The organism is Streptacidiphilus sp. EB129 (genome assembly GCF_041262645.1).
GTDB lineage: Bacteria > Actinomycetota > Actinomycetes > Streptomycetales > Streptomycetaceae > Streptacidiphilus.
This window is the reverse complement of sequence record NZ_JBGCCS010000027.1, coordinates 20,807-47,359: the sequence shown is the minus strand read 5'-3', so window position 1 is coordinate 47,359 and position 26,553 is coordinate 20,807. Positions and strand designations below refer to the sequence as shown.

General features: G+C 72.9%; 27 protein-coding genes. 20 read left to right on the top strand and 7 right to left on the bottom strand.

The window, feature by feature from the left end:
* The first annotated feature begins 6 nt into the window (after positions 1-6).
* Complete coding sequence (locus tag ABH925_RS27325; protein ID WP_370151836.1) at positions 7-1,794, top strand: DEAD/DEAH box helicase; 1,788 nt, start codon at positions 7-9, stop codon at positions 1,792-1,794.
* Between the two features lie 63 nt (positions 1,795-1,857).
* Here ABH925_RS27325 and ABH925_RS27320 read toward each other — a convergent pair whose 3' ends face one another.
* Positions 1,858-2,643, bottom strand: a complete 786-nt coding sequence (locus ABH925_RS27320; RefSeq protein WP_370151835.1) for a DUF3152 domain-containing protein — start codon at positions 2,641-2,643, stop codon at positions 1,858-1,860.
* Positions 2,644-3,053: 410 nt separating this feature from the next.
* Here ABH925_RS27320 and ABH925_RS27315 point away from each other — a divergent pair, with 410 nt between their 5' ends.
* Entirely contained in the window at positions 3,054-3,704 is a 651-nt protein-coding gene (locus ABH925_RS27315) for an IclR family transcriptional regulator (protein ID WP_370151834.1), read from the top strand.
* Positions 3,705-3,787: 83 nt separating this feature from the next.
* The gene (locus ABH925_RS27310) at positions 3,788-4,636 is read left to right on the top strand and encodes a S16 family serine protease (RefSeq protein ID WP_370151833.1); all 849 of its coding nucleotides are present in this window, start codon (positions 3,788-3,790) and stop codon (positions 4,634-4,636) included.
* A gap of 172 nt (positions 4,637-4,808) precedes the next feature.
* Here ABH925_RS27310 and ABH925_RS27305 read toward each other — a convergent pair whose 3' ends face one another.
* Positions 4,809-5,279, bottom strand: a complete 471-nt coding sequence (locus ABH925_RS27305; RefSeq protein ID WP_370151831.1) for an Lrp/AsnC family transcriptional regulator — start codon at positions 5,277-5,279, stop codon at positions 4,809-4,811.
* 147 nt (positions 5,280-5,426) lie between these two features.
* Here ABH925_RS27305 and hppD point away from each other — a divergent pair, with 147 nt between their 5' ends.
* The 3 genes from hppD to ABH925_RS27290 all read left to right on the top strand — a co-directional run bounded on the left by hppD (position 5,427) and on the right by ABH925_RS27290 (position 9,443).
* On the top strand, positions 5,427-6,536 hold the full coding sequence (hppD, locus tag ABH925_RS27300) for a 4-hydroxyphenylpyruvate dioxygenase (RefSeq protein WP_370151829.1): 1,110 nt from the start codon (positions 5,427-5,429) through the stop codon (positions 6,534-6,536).
* Between the two features lie 69 nt (positions 6,537-6,605).
* Positions 6,606-8,042 carry a M1 family metallopeptidase gene (locus tag ABH925_RS27295; protein WP_370151827.1) on the top strand — a complete coding sequence of 479 codons (1,437 nt, stop codon included), beginning with the start codon at positions 6,606-6,608 and terminating at the stop codon, positions 8,040-8,042.
* A 36-nt stretch (positions 8,043-8,078) separates the two neighbouring features.
* Positions 8,079-9,443, top strand: coding sequence for an FAD-binding oxidoreductase (locus ABH925_RS27290; protein ID WP_370151826.1), 1,365 nt, complete (start codon positions 8,079-8,081; stop codon positions 9,441-9,443).
* Between the two features lie 22 nt (positions 9,444-9,465).
* Here the strand turns inward: ABH925_RS27290 and ABH925_RS27285 are convergent, their stop codons facing one another.
* Complete coding sequence (locus ABH925_RS27285) at positions 9,466-9,966, bottom strand: hypothetical protein (protein WP_370151824.1); 501 nt, start codon at positions 9,964-9,966, stop codon at positions 9,466-9,468.
* Between the two features lie 64 nt (positions 9,967-10,030).
* Between ABH925_RS27285 and ABH925_RS27280 the strand changes: the two genes are divergently transcribed.
* From ABH925_RS27280 to ABH925_RS27265, 4 genes are all read left to right on the top strand, one after another.
* Positions 10,031-10,759 carry a response regulator transcription factor gene (locus ABH925_RS27280; RefSeq protein WP_370151823.1) on the top strand — a complete coding sequence of 243 codons (729 nt, stop codon included), beginning with the start codon at positions 10,031-10,033 and terminating at the stop codon, positions 10,757-10,759.
* Positions 10,756-12,171, top strand: a complete 1,416-nt coding sequence (locus tag ABH925_RS27275) for a sensor histidine kinase (protein WP_370151821.1) — start codon at positions 10,756-10,758, stop codon at positions 12,169-12,171. The genes ABH925_RS27280 and ABH925_RS27275 overlap by 4 nt, the downstream gene beginning before the upstream one ends.
* A 214-nt stretch (positions 12,172-12,385) precedes the next feature.
* Complete coding sequence (locus ABH925_RS27270) at positions 12,386-13,927, top strand: cellulose binding domain-containing protein (protein ID WP_370151820.1); 1,542 nt, start codon at positions 12,386-12,388, stop codon at positions 13,925-13,927.
* 186 nt (positions 13,928-14,113) lie between these two features.
* Positions 14,114-15,514 (top strand): glycosyltransferase 87 family protein, encoded by a 1,401-nt coding sequence (locus tag ABH925_RS27265; protein WP_370151818.1) that lies wholly within the window; start codon positions 14,114-14,116, stop codon positions 15,512-15,514.
* A gap of 41 nt (positions 15,515-15,555) precedes the next feature.
* Here ABH925_RS27265 and ABH925_RS27260 read toward each other — a convergent pair whose 3' ends face one another.
* Positions 15,556-15,996, bottom strand: coding sequence for an SsgA family sporulation/cell division regulator (locus ABH925_RS27260; protein ID WP_370151922.1), 441 nt, complete (start codon positions 15,994-15,996; stop codon positions 15,556-15,558).
* Between the two features lie 234 nt (positions 15,997-16,230).
* Here ABH925_RS27260 and ABH925_RS27255 point away from each other — a divergent pair, with 234 nt between their 5' ends.
* Both ABH925_RS27255 and ABH925_RS27250 read left to right on the top strand, forming a co-directional pair.
* The gene (locus ABH925_RS27255) at positions 16,231-18,291 is read left to right on the top strand and encodes an RDD family protein (protein WP_370151816.1); all 2,061 of its coding nucleotides are present in this window, start codon (positions 16,231-16,233) and stop codon (positions 18,289-18,291) included.
* 81 nt (positions 18,292-18,372) lie between these two features.
* Positions 18,373-19,026 carry an RDD family protein gene (locus ABH925_RS27250; RefSeq protein ID WP_370151814.1) on the top strand — a complete coding sequence of 218 codons (654 nt, stop codon included), beginning with the start codon at positions 18,373-18,375 and terminating at the stop codon, positions 19,024-19,026.
* 120 nt (positions 19,027-19,146) lie between these two features.
* On the opposite strand, the gene ABH925_RS27245 is transcribed toward ABH925_RS27250, so the two are convergent.
* From ABH925_RS27245 to ABH925_RS27235, 3 genes are all read right to left on the bottom strand, one after another.
* A complete protein-coding gene (locus tag ABH925_RS27245) occupies positions 19,147-19,425 on the bottom strand; it encodes a hypothetical protein (RefSeq protein WP_370151813.1) in 279 nt (92 codons plus the stop codon).
* Positions 19,426-19,749: 324 nt separating this feature from the next.
* Positions 19,750-20,343: a nicotinamidase gene (locus tag ABH925_RS27240; RefSeq protein WP_370151811.1), complete on the bottom strand. Its 594-nt coding sequence runs from the start codon at positions 20,341-20,343 to the stop codon at positions 19,750-19,752.
* 155 nt (positions 20,344-20,498) lie between these two features.
* Entirely contained in the window at positions 20,499-21,848 is a 1,350-nt protein-coding gene (locus tag ABH925_RS27235; RefSeq protein ID WP_370151809.1) for a nicotinate phosphoribosyltransferase, read from the bottom strand.
* Positions 21,849-21,964: 116 nt separating this feature from the next.
* On the opposite strand from ABH925_RS27235, the gene clpS reads away from it, so the two are divergent.
* From clpS to ABH925_RS27195, 8 genes are all read left to right on the top strand, one after another.
* Positions 21,965-22,324, top strand: coding sequence for an ATP-dependent Clp protease adapter ClpS (clpS, locus tag ABH925_RS27230; protein ID WP_370151807.1), 360 nt, complete (start codon positions 21,965-21,967; stop codon positions 22,322-22,324).
* Positions 22,325-22,413: 89 nt separating this feature from the next.
* Complete coding sequence (locus ABH925_RS27225) at positions 22,414-22,995, top strand: DUF2017 domain-containing protein (protein WP_370151806.1); 582 nt, start codon at positions 22,414-22,416, stop codon at positions 22,993-22,995.
* A 75-nt stretch (positions 22,996-23,070) separates the two neighbouring features.
* Positions 23,071-23,499 carry a Mov34/MPN/PAD-1 family protein gene (locus ABH925_RS27220; protein WP_370151804.1) on the top strand — a complete coding sequence of 143 codons (429 nt, stop codon included), beginning with the start codon at positions 23,071-23,073 and terminating at the stop codon, positions 23,497-23,499.
* Positions 23,500-23,643: 144 nt separating this feature from the next.
* A complete protein-coding gene (locus ABH925_RS27215; RefSeq protein ID WP_370151803.1) occupies positions 23,644-23,748 on the top strand; it encodes a putative leader peptide in 105 nt (34 codons plus the stop codon).
* Between the two features lie 172 nt (positions 23,749-23,920).
* Complete coding sequence (locus ABH925_RS27210) at positions 23,921-24,199, top strand: MoaD/ThiS family protein (protein WP_370151802.1); 279 nt, start codon at positions 23,921-23,923, stop codon at positions 24,197-24,199.
* Positions 24,199-25,167 (top strand): PLP-dependent cysteine synthase family protein, encoded by a 969-nt coding sequence (locus tag ABH925_RS27205; RefSeq protein WP_370151800.1) that lies wholly within the window; start codon positions 24,199-24,201, stop codon positions 25,165-25,167. Before ABH925_RS27210 ends, ABH925_RS27205 begins: the two co-directional genes overlap by 1 nt.
* A gap of 223 nt (positions 25,168-25,390) precedes the next feature.
* Entirely contained in the window at positions 25,391-25,591 is a 201-nt protein-coding gene (locus ABH925_RS27200) for a helix-turn-helix transcriptional regulator (RefSeq protein ID WP_370151798.1), read from the top strand.
* Between the two features lie 199 nt (positions 25,592-25,790).
* Positions 25,791-26,537 carry an MBL fold metallo-hydrolase gene (locus ABH925_RS27195; RefSeq protein WP_370151796.1) on the top strand — a complete coding sequence of 249 codons (747 nt, stop codon included), beginning with the start codon at positions 25,791-25,793 and terminating at the stop codon, positions 26,535-26,537.
* Positions 26,538-26,553: the final 16 nt, after the last annotated feature.

Genomic DNA, 26,553 nt, shown 5'->3' with positions numbered 1-26,553 from the left:
GAGACCGTGAGTACTGCAACCGCCTCCCACCACCTGTCCCCCGCCTATCCCGGCCGGGCCCCCTGGGGTACCGCGGGGAAGCTGCGTGCCTGGCAGCAGGCCGCGCTGGAGAAGTACGTCGAGCAGCAGCCGCGGGACTTCCTCGCGGTGGCGACGCCCGGCGCCGGGAAGACCACCTTCGCGCTGACCCTGGCGTCGTACCTGCTGCACAACCACGTGGTGCAGCAGATCACCGTCATCGCGCCGACCGAGCACCTGAAGAAGCAGTGGGCGGAGGCGGCCGCGCGGATAGGGATCCGGCTCGACCCCGGCTACAGCAGCGGGCCGCTGTCGCGGGACTACCACGGCATCGTCGTCACCTACGCGGGCGTCGGGGTGAACCCGATGCTGCACCGCAACCGGGTCGAGCAGCGCAAGACGCTGGTGATCATGGACGAGATCCACCACGCGGGCGACTCCAAGTCCTGGGGCGAGGCCTGCGCCGAGGCGTTCGAGCCGGCGACCCGGCGGCTGGCGCTGACCGGGACGCCGTTCCGGTCCGACACCAACCCGATCCCCTTCGTCAGCTACGAGGCGGGCAACGACGGGATCAGGAAGAGCGTCGCCGACTACACCTACGGCTACGGCCACGCCCTGGCCGACCACGTGGTCCGGCCGGTGATCTTCCTCTCCTACAGCGGCAACATGCGCTGGCGCACCAAGGCCGGCGACGAGGTCGCCGCGCGGCTCGGCGAGCCGATGACCAAGGACGCCGTCGCGCAGGCCTGGCGTACCGCGCTGGCCCCGCAGGGCGAATGGATGCCCAACGTGCTGCGGGCCGCCGACAAGCGGCTCACCGAGGTCAGGAAGGGCATCCCGGACGCGGGCGGGCTGGTCATCGCGACCGACCAGAACGTGGCCCGCGCCTACGCGAAGATGATCCGCGAGATCACCGGCGAGGGGGTCACCCTGGTGCTGTCCGACGAGGCCGAGGCCTCCCAGCGGATCTCCGACTTCTCCGAGGGCGACCAGCGCTGGATGGTCGCGGTCCGGATGGTGTCCGAGGGCGTGGACGTGCCCAGGCTCGCGGTGGGCGTGTACGCGACCTCCATCTCCACCCCGCTGTTCTTCGCGCAGGCGGTCGGCCGCTTTGTCCGGGCCCGGAAGCGGGGCGAGACCGCGTCGGTGTTCCTGCCGTCCGTACCGACGCTGCTGACCTTCGCCAACGAGATGGAGCTGCAGCGGGACCACGTCCTGGACCGGAAGAAGGGCAAGGACGAGGAGGGCCTCTTCGACCAGGAGGACGCGCTGCTCGCCGAGGCCGAGAAGGCCAAGGACGAGGCCGACGGCGGCATGGACGAGCTCCCCTGGGAGGCGCTGGAGTCGGACGCGGTCTTCGACCGGGTGCTGTACGACGGCAAGGAGTTCGGCATGCAGGCGCACGCCGGCTCCGAAGAGGAGGAGGAGTACCTGGGGATCCCCGGCCTGCTGGAGCCGGACCAGGTGCAGATGCTGCTGCAGAAGCGGCAGACCCGGCAGATCCAGCGGAGCCGGACCAAGCCGGCCGAGGAGGCCGACCTGCTGGAACTCCCGGCCGAGAAGCGTCCGGTGGTGACCCACAAGCAGCTGCAGGAGCTCCGCAAGGAGCTGAACGGCCTGGTCGGCGCCTGGCACCACCGCACCGGGCAGCCGCACGGGACCATCCACAACGAGCTGCGCCGGGTCTGCGGCGGGCCGCTCACCCCGCAGGCCACGGCGGGTCAGCTGCAGGGCCGGATCGCCAAGATCAAGGAGTGGGCCACGAAGATCACCTGATGGCTCGTCGGGACGCATGGTGGGGACGGACGGCCTGTCCGGACGATCCGTCCCCACGAGCCGTCAGGGCGCCGGCGGTCCGGTGATGTACTTGCCGGACGGGCTGAAGGGCCAGCCGTTGGGCACGCAGCCCTGCAGCCCCTTGATCTGCTGCATCATCGGGGGCGCTGGCTGACCCGGACCCGGGCAGCTCACATGGCCGTGGTGCAGCGAATGCCCGACCTCGTGGTTGATCGCCAGGGCGTGGTACAGGTCCGGCAGGCCCTTGTAGTACTGGCTCAGGTCGATCCAGCGGGCCACGTTCTCGACCACGGTGTTGCCGTTGTTGCTGCAGTTCACCCCGCCGGGCGCGGCCTCGCGGATGTCCGCCCCGATCAGCTTCTCGCAGAAGTGGTATGCCGTGACGGGCGAGACCAGGTAGATGGTGAAGGCCACCGGACCGGAGTCCACCCGCTGGAAGGACCACTGGCCCTTCGCGCTCCAGCCCTGTTCGGTGTTGTCGAGGACGGCGTCGACCTGGCGGGCGAAGACCGCCGTGTTCACGCCGATGCCGTTCTCCACCGCCACCCGGTACCGCTGCAGTGTCCCGGTGCCGAAGCGCGCGGTGCTGCCGCTCGCGTAGCTGTAGGTCCCGTCGCCCGAGGACGGGTAGGTACTGGGCATGCCGGTGGACGCGGGGGCGGCGGAGCTGCTCGGCGGCTGGGACGGCGGGACCGCGGCGGCGGCGCTGCTGCCGGCCGGCGGCGCGGTCGACGGGGCGGCGTCGGCGGAGCCGGCCTTCGCCGGGCTGGAGCCGTGCAGTGCGTAGCCGGCGGTGCCGACCACCGCCACCAGGAGCAGCAGCACCATCACGGCGCGGCTCTGCCGCCCGGATCCGGGCTTGCGCCTGCCGCGGCCACGGCTGCGGCTACGGCTGCGACCTTGGCCGCGAGGGGCGGGGGCGGGGGCACGGCGGCGGGAGCTGCGGGGCATGGAGGGTGACGACTCTCTGTCGGGGCTGCACTGCGTTGCCGGGCTGCACTGGTCACTGGGCACCCGTTGACACACCTGGGTGATCAGGATGGTTGCACAGGCCCCAATCCTGCGTTGATTCGGTCACGATTCGGCGGCGCCAGGTGTCCGGTTGGCCGCTCTTGCCCCGGTCGGTGCAATCAATCTCCGAGAATCCTGACCGAATTCTGGACAAGGCCTTCCGCAGAGCGGTGCTCCCTCACTAGCGTCCACCCTCACCACATCACCGGCGGAAGGGAACACGCGCCGTGACCGCCGAGACCTCACAGACCCTGGACCGGGGCGTCCAGGTGCTCAAACTGCTCGCCGACTCCGACCGCGGGCTGACCGTCACCGAGCTGGCCGGCCGGCTCACGGTGAACCGGACCGTGGTCTACCGGCTGCTGGCGACCTTGGAGCAGCACGGTCTGGTCCGCCGCGACATCGGCGGCCGGGCCAGGGTCGGCCTGGGCGTGCTGCGGCTCGCCCACCGGGTGCACCCGCTGCTCCGTGAGGCCGCGCTGCCCGCGCTGCGGACCCTCGCCGAGGACCTGGGCGCGACCGCGCACCTGACCCTGGTGGACGGCTGCGACGCCCTGGTCGTCGCGGTGGTGGAGCCCAGCTGGACCGATGTGCACGTCGCCTACCGCACCGGGCTGCGGCACGGGCTGGACGAGAACGCGGCCGGCCGGGCCATCCTCGGCGCGCGGAACCTGCCCTACGGCGCCGCTCCGGAGCCGACCTTCGTGGTCACCGGTCCGGAGGAGCGCTCGGGGGCGTGCGGCGCGGCCGCCGCGCTGCTCGGGCTGACCGGGATCGAGGGCTGCGTGGGCGTGGTGATGCTCGGCGGGATGGTCCCGGAGCGGGCCGGACCCCGGGTGGTCGAGGCGGCGACGGAGGTCGCCGAGGCGCTGCGCTGAGGCCCTGCCCCGGCCCCGCCGGGGCCCGCGCGCGGGCCGCCGTGGGCGAGCCGAGGAGCGGGCACGGTGGCCGGTGTGTTTGGATGCGCGGTGTGCCGTTCTCTCCCGCCGCGTTGTCCCGGTCGCCCCGCGCCCTCGTCCTGACCCTCTGTGCCGCGCTGGTGGTGGCGCTGCTCGCGGTGGCGGTGTTCGTCGGACTGCCGTTCACGATCATGTATCCCGGCATCACCGCCAACACCCTGGGCACCTACCCGGACCAGAACGGCAAGCAGGTGCCGGTCCTGGACATCACCGGCCACCCGGTCCGGCAGACCAGCGGCGAGCTGCGGATGACCACCATCGCGGCCACCCCGCCACAGGAGACCGTGACGCTCTGGGCCGCGCTCAAGGCCTGGCCGGACCCGAAGGAGGCGGTGGTCCCGCACGACGCGGTCTACCCCTCGGGCCAGAGCGTGGCCCAGGTCAACGCGTCCAACCAGCAGGCCATGACCGACTCCCAGCAGGCGGCGAGCAGCGCCGCGCTGGGCTATCTGCACCTGAACCCGGCGACGATCAAGGTGACCGTCAACCTGGCCGACGTGGGCGGCCCCAGCGCCGGGCTGATGTTCACCCTGGGCATCATCGACGAGCTGAACGGCAACGGCAGCGGCAAGGCCGGCGCGGCCGGTGACCTCACCAACGGCGCGACCGTGGCCGGCACCGGCGAGATCGACGCCTCCGGGAAGGTCTCGCAGGTCGGCGGGGTCGCGCTGAAGACCAAGGCGGCGGCACGCGACGGCGCCACGGTGTTCCTGGTCCCGTCGGCCGAGTGCTCGGACGCCCGCGCGGACACCCCGGCCGGCCTGCGGCTCGTCCCGGTGGACACCCTGGACCAGGCCGTGAAGGCGCTGGAGGCCCTGCAGACCGGCACCGGCACCGTCCCCGCCTGCTGACCGCCCCTGCTGACCCCGCCCCTGCCGTCCCCCCGCCTGCCGTCCCCCCGCCTGCCGACTGCACTGCCTGCCGGCCCCAGGCCTGCCGCCCAGGGCCTATCGCCCTGCCAACCGCGCCCACCCCCTGCCGCCCCACCTGCTGCCGCCCGCTCACCGCGCTCGCCGACCGCGGTCAGTCCGCGGCCGCCTGCCGGACCAGTGGCAGCACCCGGAACGGGACCGGGTTCTCCAACGCGATGGCGGTGGACGCCCGGACTATGCCGTCGAAGCCCACCACCCGGTCGATCACCCGTTGCAGGTCGGCGTTGGAGCGGGCCACGATGCGGCAGAGCATGTCCCCCTGCCCGGTGATGGTGTGCAGCTCCAGCACCTCCGGCACCGAGGCGAGATGGGCCCGGACGTCGGCGCCCTGGCCCTGGGAGATCTCCAGGGTGGCGAAGGCCGTCACCGGGTAGCCGAGGCCGGCCGGGTCCAGCTGCGGACCGAAGCCCCGGATCACCCCCTTGGCCCGCAGCCGGTCGAGCCGCGCCTGAACCGTGCCACGGGCGACGCCGAGGCGGCGCGAGCACTCCAGCACGCCGGGGCGCGGATCCTCGGCGAGGATCGCCAGCAGCGCGCCGTCCAGCGAGTCGATTCCGGTCATGGGGCCTCCGTACTGGTCATCGTGTACAGAGATTCTGGCGTTCCGCTGGTCCGGCTGTACAGCATGTGCAGCGTCGGGCGGAACAGTTGCGCACCGCCGGGATCGGCGCGACCGTACGCGCATCAGCAGCTCACTCCGGAGGACGCCATGAGCAGTGACCTTTTTCCCGTAAAGGGCATGGACGCGATCGTCTTCGCGGTCGGCAACGCCAAACAGGCCGCCCACTACTACTCCACTGCCTTCGGGATGCGCCTGGTCGCCTACTCCGGCCCGGAGACCGGTGAGCGGGAGACCGCCTCCTACGTGCTGGTTTCCGGCTCGGCCCGGTTCGTGCTGACCTCGGTGGTCAAGCCGGCCACCGAGCGTGGCGCGTTCCTGTCCCGGCACGTCGCCGCGCACGGCGACGGAGTGATCGACCTGGCCATCGAGGTCCCCGACGTCTACGCGGCCTACGCGTACGCCGTCGAGCACGGCGCGACCGGCCTGCAGGAGCCCCACGAGCTGAAGGACGAGCACGGCACGGTGGTGCTGGCCGCCATCGCCACCTACGGCGAGACCCGGCACACGCTGGTGGACCGCAGCGGCTACGACGGCCCGTACCTGCCCGGCTACGCGGCCCGCGCGCCGATGGTGGAGCCGCTGGAGCGCCGCAACTTCCAGGCGATCGACCACTGCGTCGGCAACGTCGAGCTCGGCAAGATGGACGCCTGGGTGTCCTTCTACAACCGGGTGATGGGCTTCACCAACATGAAGGAGTTCGTCGGCGACGACATCGCCACCGAGTACTCGGCGCTGATGTCCAAGGTCGTCGCGGACGGCACCCGCAAGGTGAAGTTCCCGCTGAACGAGCCGGCGATCGCGAAGAAGAAGTCGCAGATCGACGAGTACCTGGAGTTCTACGGCGGCCCCGGCGTGCAGCACCTGGCGCTGGCCACCAACGACATCGTCGCCACCGTGCGCGCCATGCGGGCGGCCGGGGTGGAGTTCCTGGACACCCCCGACTCGTACTACGACACGCTGGGCGAGTGGGTCGGCGAGACCCGCGTCCCGCTCGACGAGCTGCGCGAGCTGAAGATCCTGGCGGACCGTGACGAGGACGGCTACCTGCTGCAGATCTTCACCAAGCCGGTGCAGGACCGGCCGACGGTGTTCTTCGAGATGATCGAGCGGCACGGCTCGATGGGCTTCGGCAAGGGCAACTTCAAGGCGCTGTTCGAGGCGATCGAGCGCGAGCAGGAGCGCCGCGGCAACCTCTAACGGCTGACGGTACGTCTCCCGGCGGAGTGCTGACATGCGCTGACGAGTGATCAGTTCTAGCCTGCAGAGGTGATCACTCGTCGCCTCCTCGCCCTCGCCGCGACCCCCGTTCTCGCCGTTCTCCTGGCAGGTGCCTCCCAGGGGGACGGCGGCACGCCCGGGGCCGCCGGCGCCGGGGACCCCTACTTCCCGCAGTCCGGCGACGGCGGCTACCACGTCGTCCACTACGGGCTCACGCTGGCCTACACCCCGGCCACCCGGCTGCTGGAGGGCAGCGCCCAGCTGACCTCCACCGCCACCCAGGACCTCAGCTCCTTCGACCTGGACCTGTCCGGGCTGACCGTCAGCGCGGTCACCGTCGACGGGAAACCGGCCGCGGTCCGGCGCACCGGGGTGAAACTGCAGGTCACCCCGGCCGACTGGCTGCCCAAGGGCCGGACCTTCCACACCACGGTCGAGTACCGCGGCGTCCCGGTGAGCATCACCGACCCGGACAACGCCGCGGACGGCTGGATCGCCCAGCCCGACGGCTCGGTCTTCGTCGCGGGCGAACCGCAGGGCGCCATGACCTGGTTCCCCAGCAACAACCACCCGCTGGACAAGTCGGCCTACGACATCACCGTGACCGTCCCCGACGGCTGGACGGCGGTCGGCAACGGCCGGCTGCTCTCCCAGCGCAGCAGCGGCGGCCGCAGCACCTTCAGCTGGCACCAGGCCAGGCCGATGGCCGCCTATCTGGCGACGGCCGCCATCGGGCGGTTCCAGGTCGCCCAGACCTGGACGGCGGCCGGACTTCCCGTCTACAACGCCGTCGACCCGCGCGAGGCCAAGGCCGCCGCGCCGGTCCTGGCCCAGCTCCCGGACGTCATCGCCTGGGAGAGCAGCCTCTTCGGCGCCTACCCCTTCGACGCGGCGGGCGCCATCGTCGAGCACGTCCCGACCGTCGACTACGCCCTGGAGACCCAGTCCCGGCCGATCTACAACGTGGCCCCGGACATCGACACCCTGGTCCACGAGACCGCGCACCAGTGGTTCGGGGACTCCGTCAGCCTGGAGAGCTGGCGGGACATCTGGCTCAACGAGGGCTTCGCCACCTACACCGAATGGCTCTGGGACGCCGACCACGGCGGCCCCGGCACCGCCCAGCGGTTCGCCCAGTACGCCGCCCTCCCCGCCGGCGACGACGTCTGGGCCTTCCCGCCCGGCGACCCGGGCGACGGCGCGCACCTCTTCGCCACACCCCCGTACGCGCGCGGTGCGATGGTGCTGGAGCAGCTCCGGCGGGCGGTCGGGGACCCGGTCTTCTTCGGCATCCTGAAGAGCTGGGCCGCCGAGCACCGCTACGGTCACGGCGACACGGCCGGTTTTGTCGCCCTGTGCGAGACCCGGTCCGGCAAGGACCTGGACGGACTGTTCGCGACGTGGCTGTATGGGCAGGGCAAGCCCGCCCAGCCCGGAGCCCCGGCCCCGGGCGGTGCGACCCCGACGGTGCGGCACCACGCGTGAGGCACCGGCCCTGAAGCCCCGTGCGAGGAGTCCGCGATGAGCGACCTGGTCGACCTGCTCCGGGAAGGACTGCCGGCGACGGCCGTCGTCACCGACCCCGACGTCACCGGGGCGTACCGCTACGACATGGCGGGGTTCTGCGAGGCGGGACGCCCGGCGGTGCTGGTCTTCCCGGACACCGTCGAACAGGTGCGGCACGTGCTGCGGACCGCCACCGCGCTGCGGGTGCCGGTGGTCCCGCAGGGCGCCAGGACCGGTCTCTCGGGAGCGGCCAACGCCGTCGACGACTGCATCCTGCTGTCGCTGGTGCGGATGAACCGGATCCTGGAGATCGACCCGGTCAACCGGATCGCCGTGGTCGAGCCGGGCGTGATCAACGCCGAGCTGTCCCGTGCCGCCGGCGTGCACGGGCTCAGCTACCCGCCGGACCCGTCCAGCTGGGAGACCTGCACCATCGGCGGCAACATCGGCACCGGGTCGGGCGGCCTGTGCTGCGTCAAGTACGGCACCACCAGCGAGTACGTGCTCGGCCTGGACGTGGTGCTGGCGGACGGCGAGCTGATGCGGACCGGCCGCCGCACCGCCAAGGGCGTGGCCGGCTACGACCTGACCCGGCTGCTGGTCGGCTCCGAGGGCAGCCTGGCGGTCGTGGTCGGTGCCACCCTGGCGCTGCGCCCCACCCCGCCGCCGCAGCTCGCGCTGGCCGCGGAGTTCCCCAGTACCGAGGCGGCCTGCGCCGCGGTCTGCGCGATCATGGAGGCCGGGCACACGCCGTCGCTGATGGAGCTGATGGACACGGTCTCGGTACGGGCGGTCAACGCCATGGCCCGGATGGGTCTGCCGGACTCGACGGCGGCGCTGCTGCTGGTCGCCTTCGACAGCCTGGACCCGGTCGCGGACCTCGCCGCGGCCGGGGACCTGTGCCGCGCGGCCGGTGCCACCGAGGTGGTCCCGGCGGCCGACAGCGCGGAGTCCGAACTGCTGCTCCAGGCGCGGCGGCTGAGCCTGACCGCGATGGACCGGCTGGGTACCACGATGGTCGACGACGTGGCGGTGCCGCGCTCCGCGCTGGCCGCGATGATCACCGGCGTGGCCGGGATCGCCGAGCGCTTCGACCTGGTCATCGGCGTGGTCGCGCACGCCGGGGACGGCAACACCCACCCGGTGGTGGTCTTCGACGCGGACGACCCCGAGGAGTCGGCCCGGGCCCGGGAGTCCTTCGACGCGATCATGGCCCTCGGTCTGGACCTGGGCGGCACGATCACCGGCGAGCACGGGGTGGGGCTGCTCAAGCGCGACTGGCTGGCCCGTGAGCTCGGCCCGGCCGGACTCGCACTGCAGCGCCGGGTCAAGGCCGCGTTCGACCCGCTGGGGCTGCTGAACCCCGGCAAGGTGCTGTGACCCGCGGTGCGGCGACGCCGAGTCAGCCGGTGCCCGTTTGGACCATCGGGGCGTGGCCGTTCCAGGTGACGTAGAAGATCGTGTCGGTGGCGCCCTGCTGGAAGTCCACCCGTAGCCACTGGGGGCCGGTCCAGTAGTGCATGGACCAGCCCGCGTCCGGCGTCGCCGAGACCAGGGTCGCGGAGGTGGCGCCCATGTTGACCACGATCCGGCCGCCCTGCGGCGTGTAGCTGCGGATCTGGCCGCTCCCGGACGGCGAGGAGGACGGCGGCGCGCTCGGCGGCGCCTCGCTGCGCCGGGCCGGCCGGGGCGAGGGCGCGGCGGAGCTGGTCGCCACCGCCGAGCCGATCGAGGTCGGCAGCGCCGGCGGCGGCGCCGACACCGACGGCACGGCCACGACCAGAGCCCTCGGCTGCTCGAAGGAGGCGTCCCGCAGCACCCGGTGCACGCCGAACCAGGACACGGACACCGCTGCCGCGGTCGCCCCCGCCCATGCCGCCCCGCGGATCAGTCCTCTGCGCACGCGCATCAGTATGACCCGACGCGCCCACGCCGGCTGTCACCCCCATGGCGTACCTTCCTTGTCCATGGCAACAGTCCTGGTGGTCGAGGACGACCCGTTCGTACGATCGGCACTGATCCGGCACCTGTCCGGGGCCGGGCACGCGGTGCGCAGCGTCGGCACCGCGCTGGAGGCGCTGCGCGAGGTGGCCCAGGTCGACTGCGACGTGGTGATCCTCGACCTCGGGCTGCCGGACCTGGACGGCGGCGAGGCGCTGAAGATGATCCGCGGCCTGAGTGACGTCCCGGTGATCATCTCCACCGCCCGGGACGACGAGGCCGAGATCATCCGGCTGCTCAACGCCGGCGCGGACGACTACCTGGTCAAGCCGTTCTCCCGCGAGCACCTCAGCGCCCGGATGGCCGCCGTGCTGCGCCGCTCCGGACCGACGCCCGGATCCGGGCAGCAGTTGCAGGTCGGCGGCCTGCGGATCGACCTGCAGCGCCGCGAGGTGGTGCTGGACGGGACCGCCCTCGACCTGACCCGCCGTGAGTTCGACCTGCTGGCGTTCCTGGCCGCCCGGCCGGGCGTGGTGGTCTCCCGCCGCGAACTCCTCGCCGAGGTGTGGCGGCAGCCCTACGGGACCGACCAGACCATCGACGTGCACCTCTCCTGGCTGCGCCGCAAGCTCGGCGAGACGGCGTCCCGGCCGCGTTACCTGCACACCGTGCGCGGGGTCGGGGTCCGCCTGGACGTACCGGCGGAGGCTGTGCCGACCGGCGGGGAGCCGACCGGCGAGGAGCCGTCGCCGTGAGGTGGGCGCTGGTGAAGGTCTGCGTGGCGGTCACCACCATGGTCGCCCTGGCCTTCCTGATCCCGCTGGGCCTGATGGTGCGGGAGACCGCGCGGGACCGCGCCTTCTCCGGGGCGGAGCGGCAGGCCGCCGCGCTCGGCCCGGCGCTGGCCATCACCACCGACCCCACCGCGCTGCTGGGCGCCGTCGCCAGCACCCAGGCCGGTACGGCCGGGCAGATCGCGGTGCACGTCCCGGCTGCCAGGAGCAGCGGCACCGACGCCGACGGCATCGGTGCAGGCCCCGCCCTCACCACCATCGGGCGGGCCCGGACCACGGACGACGAGATCCGCACCGTCGCCGCCGACGGGCGCACCGCCACCACCACCGTCCCCGGCGGCTACGCCTACCTGGAGCCGGTGGCGGTGGGCAGCGGCGGGGTCGCCGTGGTCGAGGTCTTCATCCCCGACGCCGCGCTGGGCCAGGGCGTGCACACCGCCTGGCTGGTGCTGACGGCGGTGGCCCTGGTGCTGGTGCTGATCTCGGTGCTGGTCGCCGACCGGCTCGGCACCCGGATCGTCGGCTCCGCCCGTCGGCTCGCGAGCGCGGCCCGCGCGCTCGGCGCGGGGGACCTGGCGGTCCGGGTTCCGCAGGCCGACGACTCGCCGCCGGAACTGCGCGAGGCGGCGGCGGCCTTCAACTCCATGGCCGACCGGGTGGTGCAGCTGGTCGCCGCCGAGCGGGAGCTGGCCGCCGACCTGTCGCACCGGCTGCGCACCCCGCTGACCGTGCTGCGGCTCAACGCGGCCTCGCTGGGCGAGGGCGACGCGGCCGAGCAGACCCGGCACGCCGTCGCGCAGCTGGAGCGCGAGGTCGACCAGATCATCCGCACCGCCAGGGAGCGCGGCCAGCAGGTGGACGCCGTGCCCGCGCCGCTGTCCTGCGACGCGGCGGAGGTGATCAGGGACCGGGTCGGCTTCTGGTCGGCGCTGGCCGAGGACGAGGACCGGGACTGGCAGCTGGCCGGCGCGGACCGGGCGGCGGTGGTGCCGGTCGGCGCGGCGGACCTGGGCGCGGCCCTGGACGCGATGCTCGGCAACATCTTCCGGCACACCCCGGAGGGCACCCCCTTCGCCGTGGACGTCCACCCCACCGCCGACGCGGTGATCATCCTGCTCTCCGACGCGGGCCCCGGCATCGCCGAACCCGAGGCCGCGCTGCGGCGGGGCCACGGGCAGGGCGGCGAGGGTTCGACCGGGCTCGGCCTGGACATCGTGCGCCGGGTCGCCGAGGGCACCGGTGGCGGCGTGGTGATCGGCCGCTCGGTCCTCGGCGGCACCGAGATCCAGCTCCGGCTGCAGACCTCGATCGGGCACCCCGCCGCCGCCCGCTCCCGCCGCCGCCCCCCGGCCCGGGTCCGCCTGGTCCGCTGACCACGCCGCTGCGGGGTTGATTCGGGCGGGTTCCTTAACCGGGGCCTAAGGGAGCTCTACCCCTGTCTGAGCCGGGGTTCCGGAGGGCCGGTTGGCAGATAGCGTCGGCGACGGCCGGATCGGGAGGCCGGGATGACACCACGTCAGGAGGGTGTGCGTCCCGGGCCCTTCCCCCACGCGATCCGGCCTCCGCACCCGTACCGGAGGTATCCGCATGACGTCGCACGCCCGGAACGCCCGCCCCGCCGCAGGTTCCCGCCGCCGCCGATCCCGCCGGGGCACCCTCCTCGGAGCCTCCGCCGTCGCGGCCGCGCTGGTCGGCGGCACCGTCATCGCGCTCGCCTCCGGCGCCAGTGCGGCCACCGTCGGAGCGGTGTACTCCACCGCCAGCGACTGGGGCACCGGCTACACCGGGCAGTACGACGTCAGCAACGGCGGCAGCAGCACCATCAGTGACTGGAAGCTGAGCTTCGACCTGCCGGCCGGCGCGTCCATCAGCTCGCTGTGGAACGCCACCTTCACCGCCAGCGGCCAGCACATCACGGTCACCCCGGCGAGCTGGGACAGTACCCTCGGCACCGGGCAGCACGCCGTCGTCGGCTTTGTGGTGAACGGCTCCGGCGCGCCGACCGGCTGCGCGATCAACGGTGCGGACTGCTCCACGGGCAGTGCCCCGACCCCCAGTGGCCAGCCCACCAGCGCGGGTCCGAGTGCCAGCGCGAGCGCCGGCTCCTCGCCGAGCAAGAGCCCGGCCCCGATCCCGTCCGCCACGGCGACCACCGGCTCGGGCACCGGTGGCACCGGTGGCACCGGCGGATCGGGGACGGGCAGCGCCACCGGCGCCGGCTTCTCCCCGTACGTCGACACCTCGCTCTACCCCGCGTACGACACCGTCGCGGCGGGCAGGGCTGGTGGGGCGAAGAGCTACAACCTGGCCTTCATCACCGCCGGCAGCGCCTGCACCCCGGCCTGGGGCGGCGTCAGCCCGATCGACACCAGCGGCGTGCCCGGGCAGATCGCGCAGCTCCGCGCGGCCGGCGGGGACGTCCGGGTCTCCTTCGGCGGGGCCAACGGCACCGAGCTCGCCGAGTCCTGCACCTCCGTCAGCTCGCTGGCCGCCGCCTACCAGCAGGTCATCAACGCCTACGGGCTGACCAAGGTCGACTTCGATGTCGAGGGCGGCGCGACCACCGACACCGCCGGGATCACCCGCCGTGACCAGGCCATCGCCCAGCTGCAGGCCGCCGCCAAGGCCAAGGGGAAGACCCTGGAGGTCTCCTTCACCCTCCCGGTGCTGCCCAGCGGCCTGGTCCAGTCCGGCACCGACCTGCTGCAGGACGCGAAGACCAACGGCGTGGACGTCTCCGCCGTCAACATCATGGCCATGGACTACGGCGACGGCGCCGCCCCCAGCCCCAGCGGCAAGATGGGCACCTACGCCATCGACGCGGCCACCGCCACCCAGGCGCAGGTCAAGAGCATCTTCGGGCTCTCCGACGCGGCGGCCTGGAACCATGTCGCGGTCACCCCGATGATCGGCGTCAACGACACCAACACCGAGGTGTTCACCGTCGCCGACGCGCAGCAGCTCGCGGCCTTCGCCGCCACCAAGCACCTGGCCTGGCTCTCGATGTGGTCCGCGACCCGCGACCAGCAGTGCTCCGGCGGCGCCACCGCCTGGGCGGACGCCAGCTGCAGCAGCATCCTGCAGTCCACGTACGCCTTCGCCAAGGCGTTCGGGGCCTACATCGGCTGACCTCGACATCGTCCCCCGGTACGCGGGCCCCCGGCACTCGCCGGGGGCCCGCGACGTCACCCGCACGTGCTCTGAAGTGTTCGTCCTCCGCCGTCCCGTGGTTACCTGGGATGCCGGTCCATGCTGGTCCAGGACGCGCGGCGGCCCTGCGGGGGTCACCCGGAGCCTGCAACGAGGAGTGTCCGCGTGACGAGTCTTGAGTGGGACAGCACAGGCCGCGGCGGTGCCGTGACGGCGCTGCCGACCCGGCTGCGCACCGTCCTCCGGGAGGCTCCACGGCGGCAGACGCTGATCGCGTTCTGGGTCGGGCTGGGCTCGCTGCTCGCCTATGCGGTGACCCGCCACCTGGTCGGCGTGTCCATGGTGGACATGGTGGTCTACCGCGCCGAGGGTGCGGCGGTCGCCCACGGGCACGACCTCTACGACATCCGGGTGACCAAGTGGTCCCTGCCGGCGACCTACCCGCCGTTCGCGGCGATGCTGTTCACCCCGACCGCATGGCTGCCGGTCGGCCTGTTGCGGATCCTGGTCACCGGCGGCAACCTGCTGCTGCTCGGTGCCTTCGGCCACCTCTCCGCCGTCCTGGTCGGCTGGCCGCGCCGGAGCCTGCGCCCCGCGCTGGTGTTCCTGGTCGTGGGCCTCGGCGTCTGGCTCGAACCCGTGTTCACCACGCTGCGGTACGGGCAGATCAACCTGGTCGTCGGCGTCCTCGCGCTCTACGACCTGACCCGCCCGGACAGCAGGCGGGGCAAGGGCGTCGCCCTCGGTCTGGCCGCCGCGATCAAGCTCACGCCGGGGCTGTTCGCCGTGTACCTGCTGCTCAGCGGCCGGGTACGGGCGGCGGTGACGGCGGGGCTGGCCTGCCTGGGCACCATCGTGGTCGGCGCACTGGTCCTGCCCCGGGCCTCCTGGGCGTTCTGGAGCAGGTACGTCTTCGACACCAGCCGGGTCGGCAAGGAGTTCATCGTCGACAACCAGTCGCTGCGCGGGCTGGTCGAACGCGGCCTGCGGACGCCCGCCGGCGGCACCGTCGCGCTGGTGCTCACCGTGCTCGTGGCGGTGGCCGGGCTGACGATCGGGGTGCTCATCCACCGCCACGCCGCCGGGTTCCCGAGGGCCCGCGCCTGGTCGGTGCTGGTCGTCGCGGTGACCGCGCTGCTGGTGTCCCCGATCAGCTGGACCCACCACTGGATCTGGTGCGTGCCGATCCTGGTCCTGCTCGCGGCCGAGGCCGCCGCCGAGCGGGCCCAAGCACGGACGCGGGCCGGAAGGCCTGCGGGACCGCCCGTCGGACGGCGCTGGCGTGCGGTCTTCGTCGCGACCGGGTTCGGGTTCTGCTCCTTCTCGATGTGGCTGGTCCCGCACAAGGGGCTGAGCAACCTCCACCTCGCCTGGTACCTGGAACCGCTCGCGGCGCTGTACCCGCTGATGGGCCTGGCGTTCCTGGCCCTGGCGGGGGAGCGACTGCGCCGGCACCTGCGGCGGCAGCGGGGCACCTCGCCCGGGCGGATCGGCCGCCAGCAGCGCGGCGAGCGCGGTCGCGGTCCGCACGGCGAGCACCGCGCGGACGCCCTCGCCGAGCGCTGAGCGGGAGGCCGTACGGGCGGGCGGATGGGTCCGTGCCCGCGTCACTGGTCGGCGAGGAGGTCGGCCAGGGCCCCGTCCACATCCAGGCCCGCGTCCTCGCGCCCCGGGGGCACCAGTCGCAGCGAACGCTCCAGCCAGGACGCCACCGCTCCGGCCGGAGCCTCCAGCAGCGCGTCCCCCGCCGGGGAGCTCAGTGCCAGGCAGACCACGCTGCGCCCGTTCAGCCGGGTCGGCCAGACCCGCACGTCCCCGTGCCCGCAGGCGCGGAACACCCCCTCGATCAGCAGCTCTCGCGCGAAGACCCAGGTCACCGGCGACTCCTGGCCCAGATGGAAGGTGATGTGCACGGCGAACGGATCGTTCGCGCGGTAGCTGAGCAGCGCGGGGACCGGGATGCTGTGCTCGGGGGAGAGGACGAGGTTGACCTTCAGCTTCTGCTGGACCTGGGTGTCGTCGTCGTCCCGGTGCTCGTCGCCGTTCATTGCTCCGCCGTCCCTCGCGCCGCTGTTCATCGCTCTGCCTTTCCTCGTGCTGTGCACCGTCACAGGAAGAGAGCGGGGAGGTTCGGGACTCTTACAGCATTCGCGGGGGTTCTTGTGGCGGGTTGCGGCGCATCCGCCCGCGCGGCCCACCAGGAGTACTACGCTTTGTCACTACTCGACGACGGGGCGTGCACGGTGCCCCCCGGCCAAGCAGACGAAGCGGGTCACCTTCGCATGACGGCTGTTCCCCCCAGCACAGACGCCGAGGCAGGCGGTACGCCACCGGCCGGCTACTACCCGGACCCCTCGATCCCTGGATTCGTCCGCTACTGGGACGGTCTGGGCTGGCTGCCGGGGACCAGCCGCCCGGCTCCGGCCGAGGACGAGGAGCTCGCGCCACCACGCGCGGCGGCGGCGCGTGCGGCCGCCCCCTCGATGCGCTTTGTGCCCCCGCCCCGGCCGCTGGGCCGTCCGTCCGAGGAGCCGGCGCGGGAGCAGGCGTGGGAACGGGCGCCGGGGGCGGGGCTCGGGTTCGGGCCGGAGCTGGAACAGTCCGGCCTGATCTACCTCGACGCGACCGGCGGCTACCCCGGCCTCACCGATGAGTCCGGGGCCGGTCATGACCTGAGGTCCGACCACCGCTCTCGGCACGCGGCCCCGGACCTCCCCGACGATCCGCACGGGTCCCATGACCCGGGCCCGTCCCACGGCCCGGGCCGGCCGGTGGGCCGGGACCTGCCCGCTGACCCGGACCTGCCCGAGGCCCCCGACCTTCCCGAGGACCTGGATCTGGCCAACTACCTGAGCCTGTCCAACGGCCCGGGCCTGCGGGTTGGCCCGAACCTGTCCGTTGACCCGGATCTGGCCGGCCACCTGGGTCTGTCGGGTGATCAGGGCTTCGGTGACGGCCCGGGCCCGGGTGGAGGCCAGGGCCTGCCGAGCGGTCCGGGTCCGGCCGGGGACCGGGGACTGTCCGGCGACGCGGGCCTCCAGCGGACGCTGCCGGACCCGGGGGCCGAGAGCCGCTGGGTGGCCGACGCCGGCCAGCAGCGGGGACTCCTGGAGACCGCCTCCGCCCCGCGCTGGGTCACCTGGGGCACCCCCGGGGCCACCCCGCCCGACATCGACGGCGCCGCCACCGGTGATCCGGTCCCGCCGCTCCCCGGCGAAACGGCGGAGCCACACCTCGCCCTCCTGCCGCGCGGTGACGAGGGTGCCGCCTCCGCCCCGCCGGGCGGGCTCACGCCCCTCGGCGCGGTCAGGGCCCCGCTCGCGCTGCCGCCGTACGCCCCGGTGGGGGCATCCTCCGCCCCCGTCGACGATCTGTCGCCGCAGCCTCGCTACGCGCCCCCGCTCACCGCGCCCCCGCTCACCGCACCTCCGCTCACCTCCCTCGGCGGTGGCCGTACCGCCCCGACGCCGACCTCCGCATCGACCGCCGCCCCCGCACCGGCGTCAACGCCCGCCCCGGCCCAGGCCCCGTCTCCACCGCCGCTGACTCTGGTGCCGACGCCCGCGCCGGCCCCGCCCACCGCTGCCGCGCCCGTGGCCACCCCGCCGGCGCCTGCCCCGCCCGCCGCTGCCGCGCCGACCCCGGGGACGGGCGAGCGGGGACCGGGTGGCGGCCGGTCGGGCCGCCGCGCGGCGCCGGCACAGGGGGGTGCGGCCGGGCGGAGCGCCCCTGCCGTCGCCGTGGAGGTGGTCGCCGCGCAGCCGTCCGGGGGCGGGCCGACCGGCGTGCCGACCGCACGGGCGGGTCGGGGCGCCCGCGCGGTCGCGGCTTCGGGGGCACCCCGGCCCGCGCTGCTGGGGCGCAGGCTCGCCGCGCGGCTGGTGGACGCGGCCGTCGTCGGTGCGGCCGTCGCCGCGCTCACGCTGCCGTTGCTGCAGCGGATGCAGGGGCATCTGCAGGACAAGCTCGACGCCGCGCGGGCGCTGCCGGGCGCGACCACGGTGTGGCTGGTCGACTCGACCGTCCTGGCCGACCTCGGGCAGCTGCTGCTGGCGCTGCTGGTGGTGGGCCTGCTGTACGAAGGGCTGCCGACCGCCTTCTGGGGCCGGACTCCCGGCAAGGCGCTGTTCGGACTGCGGGTCCTGGACCGCAGGACCCGGCGTACGCCCCGCTTCGGCGCGGCGATCGGCCGCTGGCTCGCGTACCAGGTGCTGCTGGCGCTCGGCGTCGGGCTGCTGGGGGTGGCCTGGTGCCTGTTCGACCGTCCCTGGCGGCAGTGCTGGCACGACAAGGTGGCGGGCACCTTCGTCGCCGTGCGGGTCCCGAAGCGGCCGCGTCGGTGACCTGTTCGGGTGCTCACCTGTTCGGGTGGGCGCACGTGGGAGGTCCGCGTCTGATGCACCATCAGGTGATCTACTCGCGCTATGACGACACCTGAGCCGCCCGGAGAGCCGACCCCGCCGTCGTTCGAGAAGCCCACCGGGGGCGGCTCCCCGTACGACACCCCGCCCCCCTACGGGGGGAGCCCGTACGGGGCCCCTCCATCGGACCCCAACCCCTATGGCGGTGGTCGGTACGGAGGTGGCCAGTACGGCGGCGGGCAGTCCTACGGCCCCGCCGGGGGCCCGGCCGGCGGCGTGCAGGACGTCATGCCCCCGCTGGGTGGGGTCGGCACGCGGCTGGTGGCCCGGATCATCGACTGGGTACTGCTGGCGATCATCGCCGTGCCGCTGTCCCTGGTGGCGGCCTTCGCCAACTCCAGGGACCGCACCGGCTTCACCTTCGCCGTCGAGATCCTGCTGGTCCTGCTGAACTTCCTCTACGAGGGCCTGATGCTCACGATGGCCGGCGGACAGACGGTCGGCAAGAAGGTGATGCGGATCCGGGTCGCGGTGCTCGCGAACGGTGCCATGCCGGTCGGTTCGGTCGGCTGGATCCGGGCCGCGGTGTGGACCCTGCCGGGCATCGTCTGCTGCCTGTGGCAGATCGTGGACGCGCTCTGGTGCACCTGGGACCGGCCCTACCAGCAGTGCCTGCACGACAAGGCCGCCAAGACCGTTGTCGTCAAGGTGCTCTGACGCACGGTCCCCGGACGCGCGGCGACGGACGGCGGCGGCCCCGTTCCGCCCCGTCCGTCTCTGCTGTCCGGTCTCCAGCTGTCGCGGCTCCGGCTGTCCCGCGTCGGCGGCGGCGCGGCGCTAGTGGTGTGCGCGCTCCCGGGCTGGGATGGCTTCGACCTGCGGCGACGACCGCGGTCCGCTCCGCGCGACGGTGCGGCTGCGCCCCGGTGCCGTCCCCCGGCGGACCGGAGCGGTGATGGCGAGCGCCGCGGCGATCGTGCCGAGGGTGAGGCCGAGGATCACCAGCAGCGATATGGCCAGCAGGCTGTGGGCGCCCGACGCGGCGAGCAGGGCGACCGTCGCGACGACGACGGCGAGCGTGCCGTAGCAGATCTGGGCGGGTGTCAGGCGTGGCATGGCTGTTCCGTCCTTAGCTTCGGGGCGGCGGGCCAAGGGGGGTCGAGGCCCACGGTCGAACTGTCGTTCGCTCTGGAGCTCAGCATGGGGTTCGGGCAGCGTGCCACTCGCGGCGGAGTGCGCCCGAACGGCCTGTCGAGTTTCGCAGGGTTCACCAGCCATGTACCCGGCCGGGAAGCCGGTGACCCTACCCTAACCCGGAGTCACGATGCATGGGGGGCGCACGGGATCATCTCTCCGGCGGAAGGGTTTCTGACGTGCCGTCATGCCGTACGCACATGCCACAGTCGTACGGACTGGGTCAGGTCGCGTGCCGGTCCGGGGTCAGCCGGCGATCACCACGGGGGTGCCGGTGAGGATCACTCCGGCCGCCTGCATCTGCTCCAGCGCCGTCTCCGTCGACTCCTTGGCCACGCCCGCGGTGAGGTCCAGCAGGACCCGGGTGACGAAGCCCGCGCGGGCGGCGTCGAGCGCGGTCGCCCGCACGCAGTGGTCGGTGGCGATGCCGACGACGTCGACCTCGGTCACCCCGCGCTCGCGCAGCCAGTCGCCCAGGCCGACCCCGTTCTCGTCGAAGCCCTCGAAGCCGCTGTAGGCGGCGGCGTGGGCGCCCTTGTCGAACACCGCCTCGACCGCGCCGGAGGTGACGCTGGGCGCGAAGTTGGGGTGGAAGCCGACGCCCTCGGTGCCGGCCACGCAGTGCGGCGGCCAGCTGGCGGCGAAGTCGGGGGTGGCCGAGAAGTGGCTGCCGGGGTCGATGTGGTGGTCGCGGGTGGCCAGCACGTGGGTGTATCCGGCGGTGCGGTCGGCGACCAGGTCGGTGATCGAGGCGGCGACCTCCGCCCCGCCCGTCACCGGGAGGCTGCCGCCCTCGCAGAAGTCGTTCTGCACGTCGACGATGATCAGTGCGCGGTGCATGACTGCTCCTTGGACCGGTGCGGGGACGGGCGCCTTTGGAGGACGGGCGCTGCTGGAACGAGATTAGGGAGCGGCGGGCCCCACGGCGAGGGGTCTGCGGACTCCGGCTCGGCCGGATCCCGCCCCGGCGTGCTCGGGCGGGATCCGGGCGGCGTTCAGCCGGCGTGGCCCGAGCGGGTGACGTACTCGGAGGGGATCACCGGGTCGCCCTTGGACAGCTGGGTGGCCGACATCGGGAGCTGCTCGCGCGACCGCAGGTGGCGCTCGCGGGCGGCGGACAGCGGCTCGCGGCCGACGATCTCGCCCGCCTGCACCAGCGGAATCTGCAGCTGCCGGTCGGCCAGGTCCTGCGGGACCGGGCCGGTGCCGATGACCTCGGCCTCGGCGACGCCCTCGGCGTCCAGCCGCCGTGCGCCCCACTTGCGCCCGCCCCGGCTGGACTTGGCCCCGGCAGAGCGTTTCGCCACCGGCACCAGGGGCGCCTTCGGGTCGTCCGAGGCGGCCCGGGCCACCAGCTTGTAGACCATCGCGCAGGTCGGCTGGCCGCTGCCGGTGACCAGCGAGGTGCCGACGCCGTAGCCGTCCACCGGGGCGCTGCCCAGGGCGGCGATCGCGTACTCGTCCAGGTCGCTGGTGACGGTGATCCTGGTCTTCTCCGCGCCCAGCTCGTCCAGTTGCCGCCGGACCCGGTGCGCCAGCATCAGCAGGTCGCCGGAGTCGATCCGGACCGCGCCGAGTTCGGGGCCGGCCACGTCGATCGCGGTGCGGACCGCCTCGGCCAGGTCGTAGGTGTCGATGAGCAGGGTGGTGCCGCGCCCCATCGACTCGATCTGGGCGGTGAACGCGTCCCGCTCGCTGTCGTGCAGCAGGGTGAAGGCGTGGGCGCTGGTCCCGGCGGTGGGGATGCCGTAGCGGAAGCCGGCCTGCAGGTCGGAGGTGGCCGAGAAGCCGGCCACGTAGGCGGCGCGGGAGGCGGAGACGGCCGCCTGCTCGTGCGCCCGGCGTGCGCCCATCTCGATCAGCGGCCGGGTCCCGGCGGCGGCGGACATCCGCGACGCGGCGGCGGCGATGGCCGAGTCGTAGTTCAGGATCGAGAGGATCACCGTCTCCAGGATCACCGCCTCGGCGAAGCTGCCCTCGACCACCAGCAGCGGCGAGCCGGGGAAGTAGCACTCGCCCTCGCCGTAGCCGCGGATGTCGCCGGTGAAGCGGTAGTTCGCCAGCCAGGAGAGGGTGGGCTCGTCCACCACCCGCTGGTCGGACAGCCAGTCCAGCTGCGGACTGGTGAAGCGGAAGGTCTCGACGGCGTCCAGGATCCGGCCGGTGCCCGCGGTCACGCCGTAGCGGCGGCCCTCGGGCAGGCGTCGGGTGAAGACCTCGAAGACCGAGCGCCGCCGGCCCGCGCCGCTGCGCAACGCGGCCTGGAGCATGGTGAGCTCGTAGCGGTCGGTGAGCAGCGCGGTGGAGGCGGTACTCGCGGTGGCAGGCAGGAGAGCGGCGTCCATGCAGATGATGCTACCGCTAATACTCGTCACTTTGACGATTTCTCGGTCGGTGCCCGGTTCCGGAGTCCCGGATCGCTATGAAATCCCCTGGATGGCAGCATGGTGCCCAGACAGTTATGCACAGACAGTTGCCGAGGCAGCAGCTTCCCCACCACCCGAACAGGAGCCACACCGTGAGCGTCGCGCCGGTCGAGATCGAGCGCACCGAGTCGGAGTCGGCCACCTGGGAGGTGCCTGACCCGGACACCCCCTGGGTGACGATCGTTCACAACGACCCGGTCAACCTCATGAGTTACGTCGTCTACGTGTTCCAGTCCTACTTCGGCTACCCGAAGGAGAAGGCCCGGAAGCTGATGATGGACGTGCACCACAAGGGTCGGGCGACGGTCTCCAGCGGCAGCCGCGAGGAGATGGAGCGCGACGTGCAGGCGATGCACGGATACGGTCTGTGGGCCACGCTCCAGCACGACAAGTGACACCCCCTCACCACGGTCACGCCGGCACCACCACCAGACCCACGGCACCGTCAGGTGCACCCACCAGGAAAGGCCCCACGGACCCCCTCATGGCCGGACTGTTCGAACCCGCACGCCACGGCGGTGCCTCGCTCACCCTGGACGCCGTCGAGGCGTCCATCCTGCGCAGCCTCACCGTCCAGATGCTGGAACTCCTCGGTCCGGAGGACGAGCCGGACGAGGACGCGGACCCGCTGGCCCGGCTCTTCGCCGAGGGCCCGAGCAAGCCGCCCGCCGACCCGGCCCTGGCCCGGCTCTTCCCCGACGCGTACGGGGAGGGCGACGACGCGGCGGAGCACTCCGCCGAGTTCCGCCGCTACACCGAGAACGACCTGCGGACCCGCAAGCGCGACGACGCGCTGGCCCTGGTCCGCGGCATCGACGGCGGGTCCAGCGGCCGCAAGGGGCGGGTGGTGCTGCACCTCAAGGCGGAGGACTGCCGGCACTGGCTCGGCGCGCTGAACGACCTGCGGCTCACCCTCGGCACCCGGCTGGACGTCAGCGACGACCCGGAGGAGGCCGAGGCGCTGTACCGGCTGCCGGACGAGGACCCGCGCAAGCCGCTGATGATGGCGTACCTGTGGCTCGGCGGGCTGCAGGAGACGCTGCTGGACGTACTGATGGGCAACTGAGGCCGACGGGCGACGGGCGGCCGGGGGCGGTGGACGGCTGAGGGGTGGCCGGGCGGGGCCGCCTATCCTGGCGCCATGCTGACCATCACCCGCGCCCTGCACGACGCGATCGTCGCCCACGCCCGCGCCGACCACCCCGACGAGGCCTGCGGCATGGTCGCCGGGCCGGCCGGTACCGACCGGCCCGAGCGGTTCATCCCGATGCTCAACGCCGCCCGCTCGCCCACCTTCTACGAGTTCGACTCGGGTGACCTGCTCAAGCTCTACCGGGAGCTGGACGACCGGGACGAGGAGCCGGTGGTGGTCTACCACTCGCACACCGCGACCGAGGCCTACCCCTCGCGGACCGACGTCTCCTACGCCTCCGAGCCACAGGCCCACTACGTGCTGGTCTCCACCGCCGAGTGCGGCACCGAGGAGGGCCCGTTCCAGTTCCGCTCGTTCCGCATCGTGGACGGCGAGATCACAGAGGAAGACGTGACCATCGTCGGGGACGCCGCCTGAGCGGTCCCCGCAGGACCTCCGGAGCCCGGCGCGGCCGGTCCTGGGCCGGGTCGGGCCCGTGTCGTTCCCGTCATGTGGGACGAGACCATCCGCAGAGTGGGACGGGCATCCCTTTCGGGGGTCGGGAATCTATACGATGAGCCCATGCGTTCCCTCGATGTGAGCACTCCTGCCCCGGGCATCCGCCTCGTGGCGCGGCTGCACGTCGACCTGTGCCGTCTCGCCAGCGCCATCTGTCGCCCCTGCTGAGCACCGCGCGGCCGGCGCGCGCACGACTGCGTCGCCGACGGCACAGTCAGCGCGAACCGAGCCCCTCCCGTCCCGCCTGCCCCGCGTCCCGCGGCCGGCACGGCACGCCCCCTGCCGCCATCCCCGCCCCCGGCGTCCTCGCCCCCGCACCCTCATCTTCTGGAGCGCATCCATGGCCATCGAGGTCCGCATCCCGACCATCCTCCGTCCCTACACCGACGGCGCCAAGGCCGTCGAAGGCGACGGCGCCACCCTCGACGCACTCTTCGCCGACCTCGACGCCCGCCACCCCGGCATCCGGGAGCGCCTGGTCGACGCCGGCCAGCTGCGCCGCTTCGTCAACGTCTACCTGAACGACGAGGACGTGCGGTTCCTGGACGGCATCAACACCGCCCTGGGCGCCGGCGACAGCGTCACCATCCTTCCCGCGGTCGCCGGCGGCTCGGTCTGATGCGCTACGACACCAACCTCGACGCCGTCGGCAACACCCCCCTGGTCGGCCTGCCGCGCCTGAGTGCCACGGTGCCCGGCAACGAGGCGGGTGTCGTACGCCTCTGGGCCAAGCTGGAGGACCGCAACCCCACCGGCTCCATCAAGGACCGGCCGGCACTGCACATGATCGAACGTGCCGAGGCCGACGGGCGGCTCACCCCGGGCTGCACCGTCCTGGAGCCGACCAGCGGCAACACCGGGATCTCGCTGGCGATGGCGGCCAAGCTCAAGGGCTACCGGATGGTCTGCGTGATGCCCGAGAACACCAGCGAGGAGCGCCGCGAGCTGCTCCGGATGTGGGGCGCCGAGGTCATCCCCTCGCCTGCCGCCGGCGGGTCCAACACCGCGGTGCGGGTCGCCAAGGAACTGGCCGCCGAGCACCCCGACTGGGTGATGCTCTACCAGTACGGCAACCCCGACAACGCCGGCGCCCACTACGCCGGGACCGGCCCGGAGATTCTGGCCGATCTGCCCGGGATCACCCACTTCGTGGCCGGCCTGGGCACCACCGGCACCCTTATGGGCGTCGGCCGCTACCTGCGCGAGAAGGTGCCCGGGGTCAGCATCGTCGCCGCCGAGCCGCGCTACGACGACCTGGTCTACGGGCTGCGCAACCTCGACGAGGGCTTCGTCCCCGAGCTCTACGACGCCTCGGTGCTGACCACCCGCTTCTCGGTCGGCTCCGCCGACGCGGTCCGCCGCACCCGGGAGCTGCTGCGGCTGGAGGGGATCTTCGCCGGGGTCTCCACCGGTGCGATCCTGCACGCCGCACTGGGCGTCGCCCGCAAGGCCGCGCAGGCGGGACAGAGCGCCGACATCGCCTTCGTGGTCGCCGACGGCGGCTGGAAGTACCTGTCCACCGGCATCTACACCGCCGAGACCACCGAGCAGGCCGTCGAGGCGCTGCAGGGGCAGCTCTGGGCCTGACCCGCGACCACCCGCACCACCCGTACAAGGCCCCCGCCTGAAAGACTCCGGCGGGGGTCTTTCATTTATCTGTTTCCTGATCCGGAACTGTCACAGAACAACGACAGGGACCTATCAGGGGGGCTCTGCCTCGTTGGGCCGGAAAAGGCTGTAACCGCCACAGCCACGCCAGAACTGAGACCGCGTCAGACCTGGTCACGCGCCCACCGGAGGAGGTACCGCGATGAGTCCCCGCAATGGAGAGCTCTGGTCCTACACCGAGATCGCCGCTCATATCGGCGTAAAGCCGGAAACAGTGAAATCATATCGGCGCCATGGAATGCTTCCCGAACCCGATGTCATCACCGTGCTCGGCTCCCCCCGCTGGTACGCCGACACGATCAGGGCCTGGAGCGCGCGCCGCCCGCGCAACCGGGACCACTGACCGCGCACACCGACAGGGGCGCACGGGGGGAGCGCGCGGCTCCCCCCGTACTGGTGATTCCGACCACAACCGGCCCTGCGGGCGGCGGCGAAGCCCGGCCTCCGCCTTACTCTCGACTCTCACGGCAGTGTCGCCAGCGGCACTGTCCTCTGCCCACGACGTCATCAGCAGTGGCACGAGCCGGCGAGGAGTACGCGGCATGGAACTGACCGTTGTGGGAAGCTCGGGGAGCTTTCCCTCCGCTGATTCGCCCTGCTCCTGCTATCTGGTCGAGGCGGACGGCTACCGCCTGGTGATCGACCTGGGCAACGGCGCGCTGGGCGCGCTGCAGCGCTACTGCGGACTGTACGACGTCGACGCGATCCTGCTCAGCCATCTCCACGCGGACCACTGCGTCGACATGTGCGCCTACTACGTCGCCCGCAACTACCGGGTCGGCGGCTGCCCGGACCCGGTGCCCGTCTACGGGCCGCACGGCACGGCCGAGCGGCTGGCCCGGGCCTACGACATGGACGAGCACCCGGGGATGAAGGAGGTCTTCGACTTCCACGACCTGCGCGAGGCCTCCTTCGGGATCGGCCCGTTCACCGTCACCGCGGCGCGGGTCGCGCACCCGGTCGAGGCCTACGCCTTCCGCGTCGAGCACGGCGGCAGGTCCTTCGTCTACAGCGGCGACACCGGGCCCTGCGCGGAGCTGGTCGAGCTGGCCCGCGGTGCGGACCTGCTGCTCAGCGAGGCCGCGTTCACCTACGGCAAGGAGGACATCCCGGACCTCCACCTGAACGGTCGCGAGGCCGGCGAGCACGCGGCCCTGGCCGGGGTGGGGCGCCTGGTACTGACCCACATCCCCCCGTGGACCGACCCCGAGCGCAACCGCGCCGACGCGGCGGCGGCCTACGCCGGGCCGGTGGAGCTGGCCCGGCCCGGCGCGGTCTACTCGTTCTAGCTTCGCCCTGGGCTCG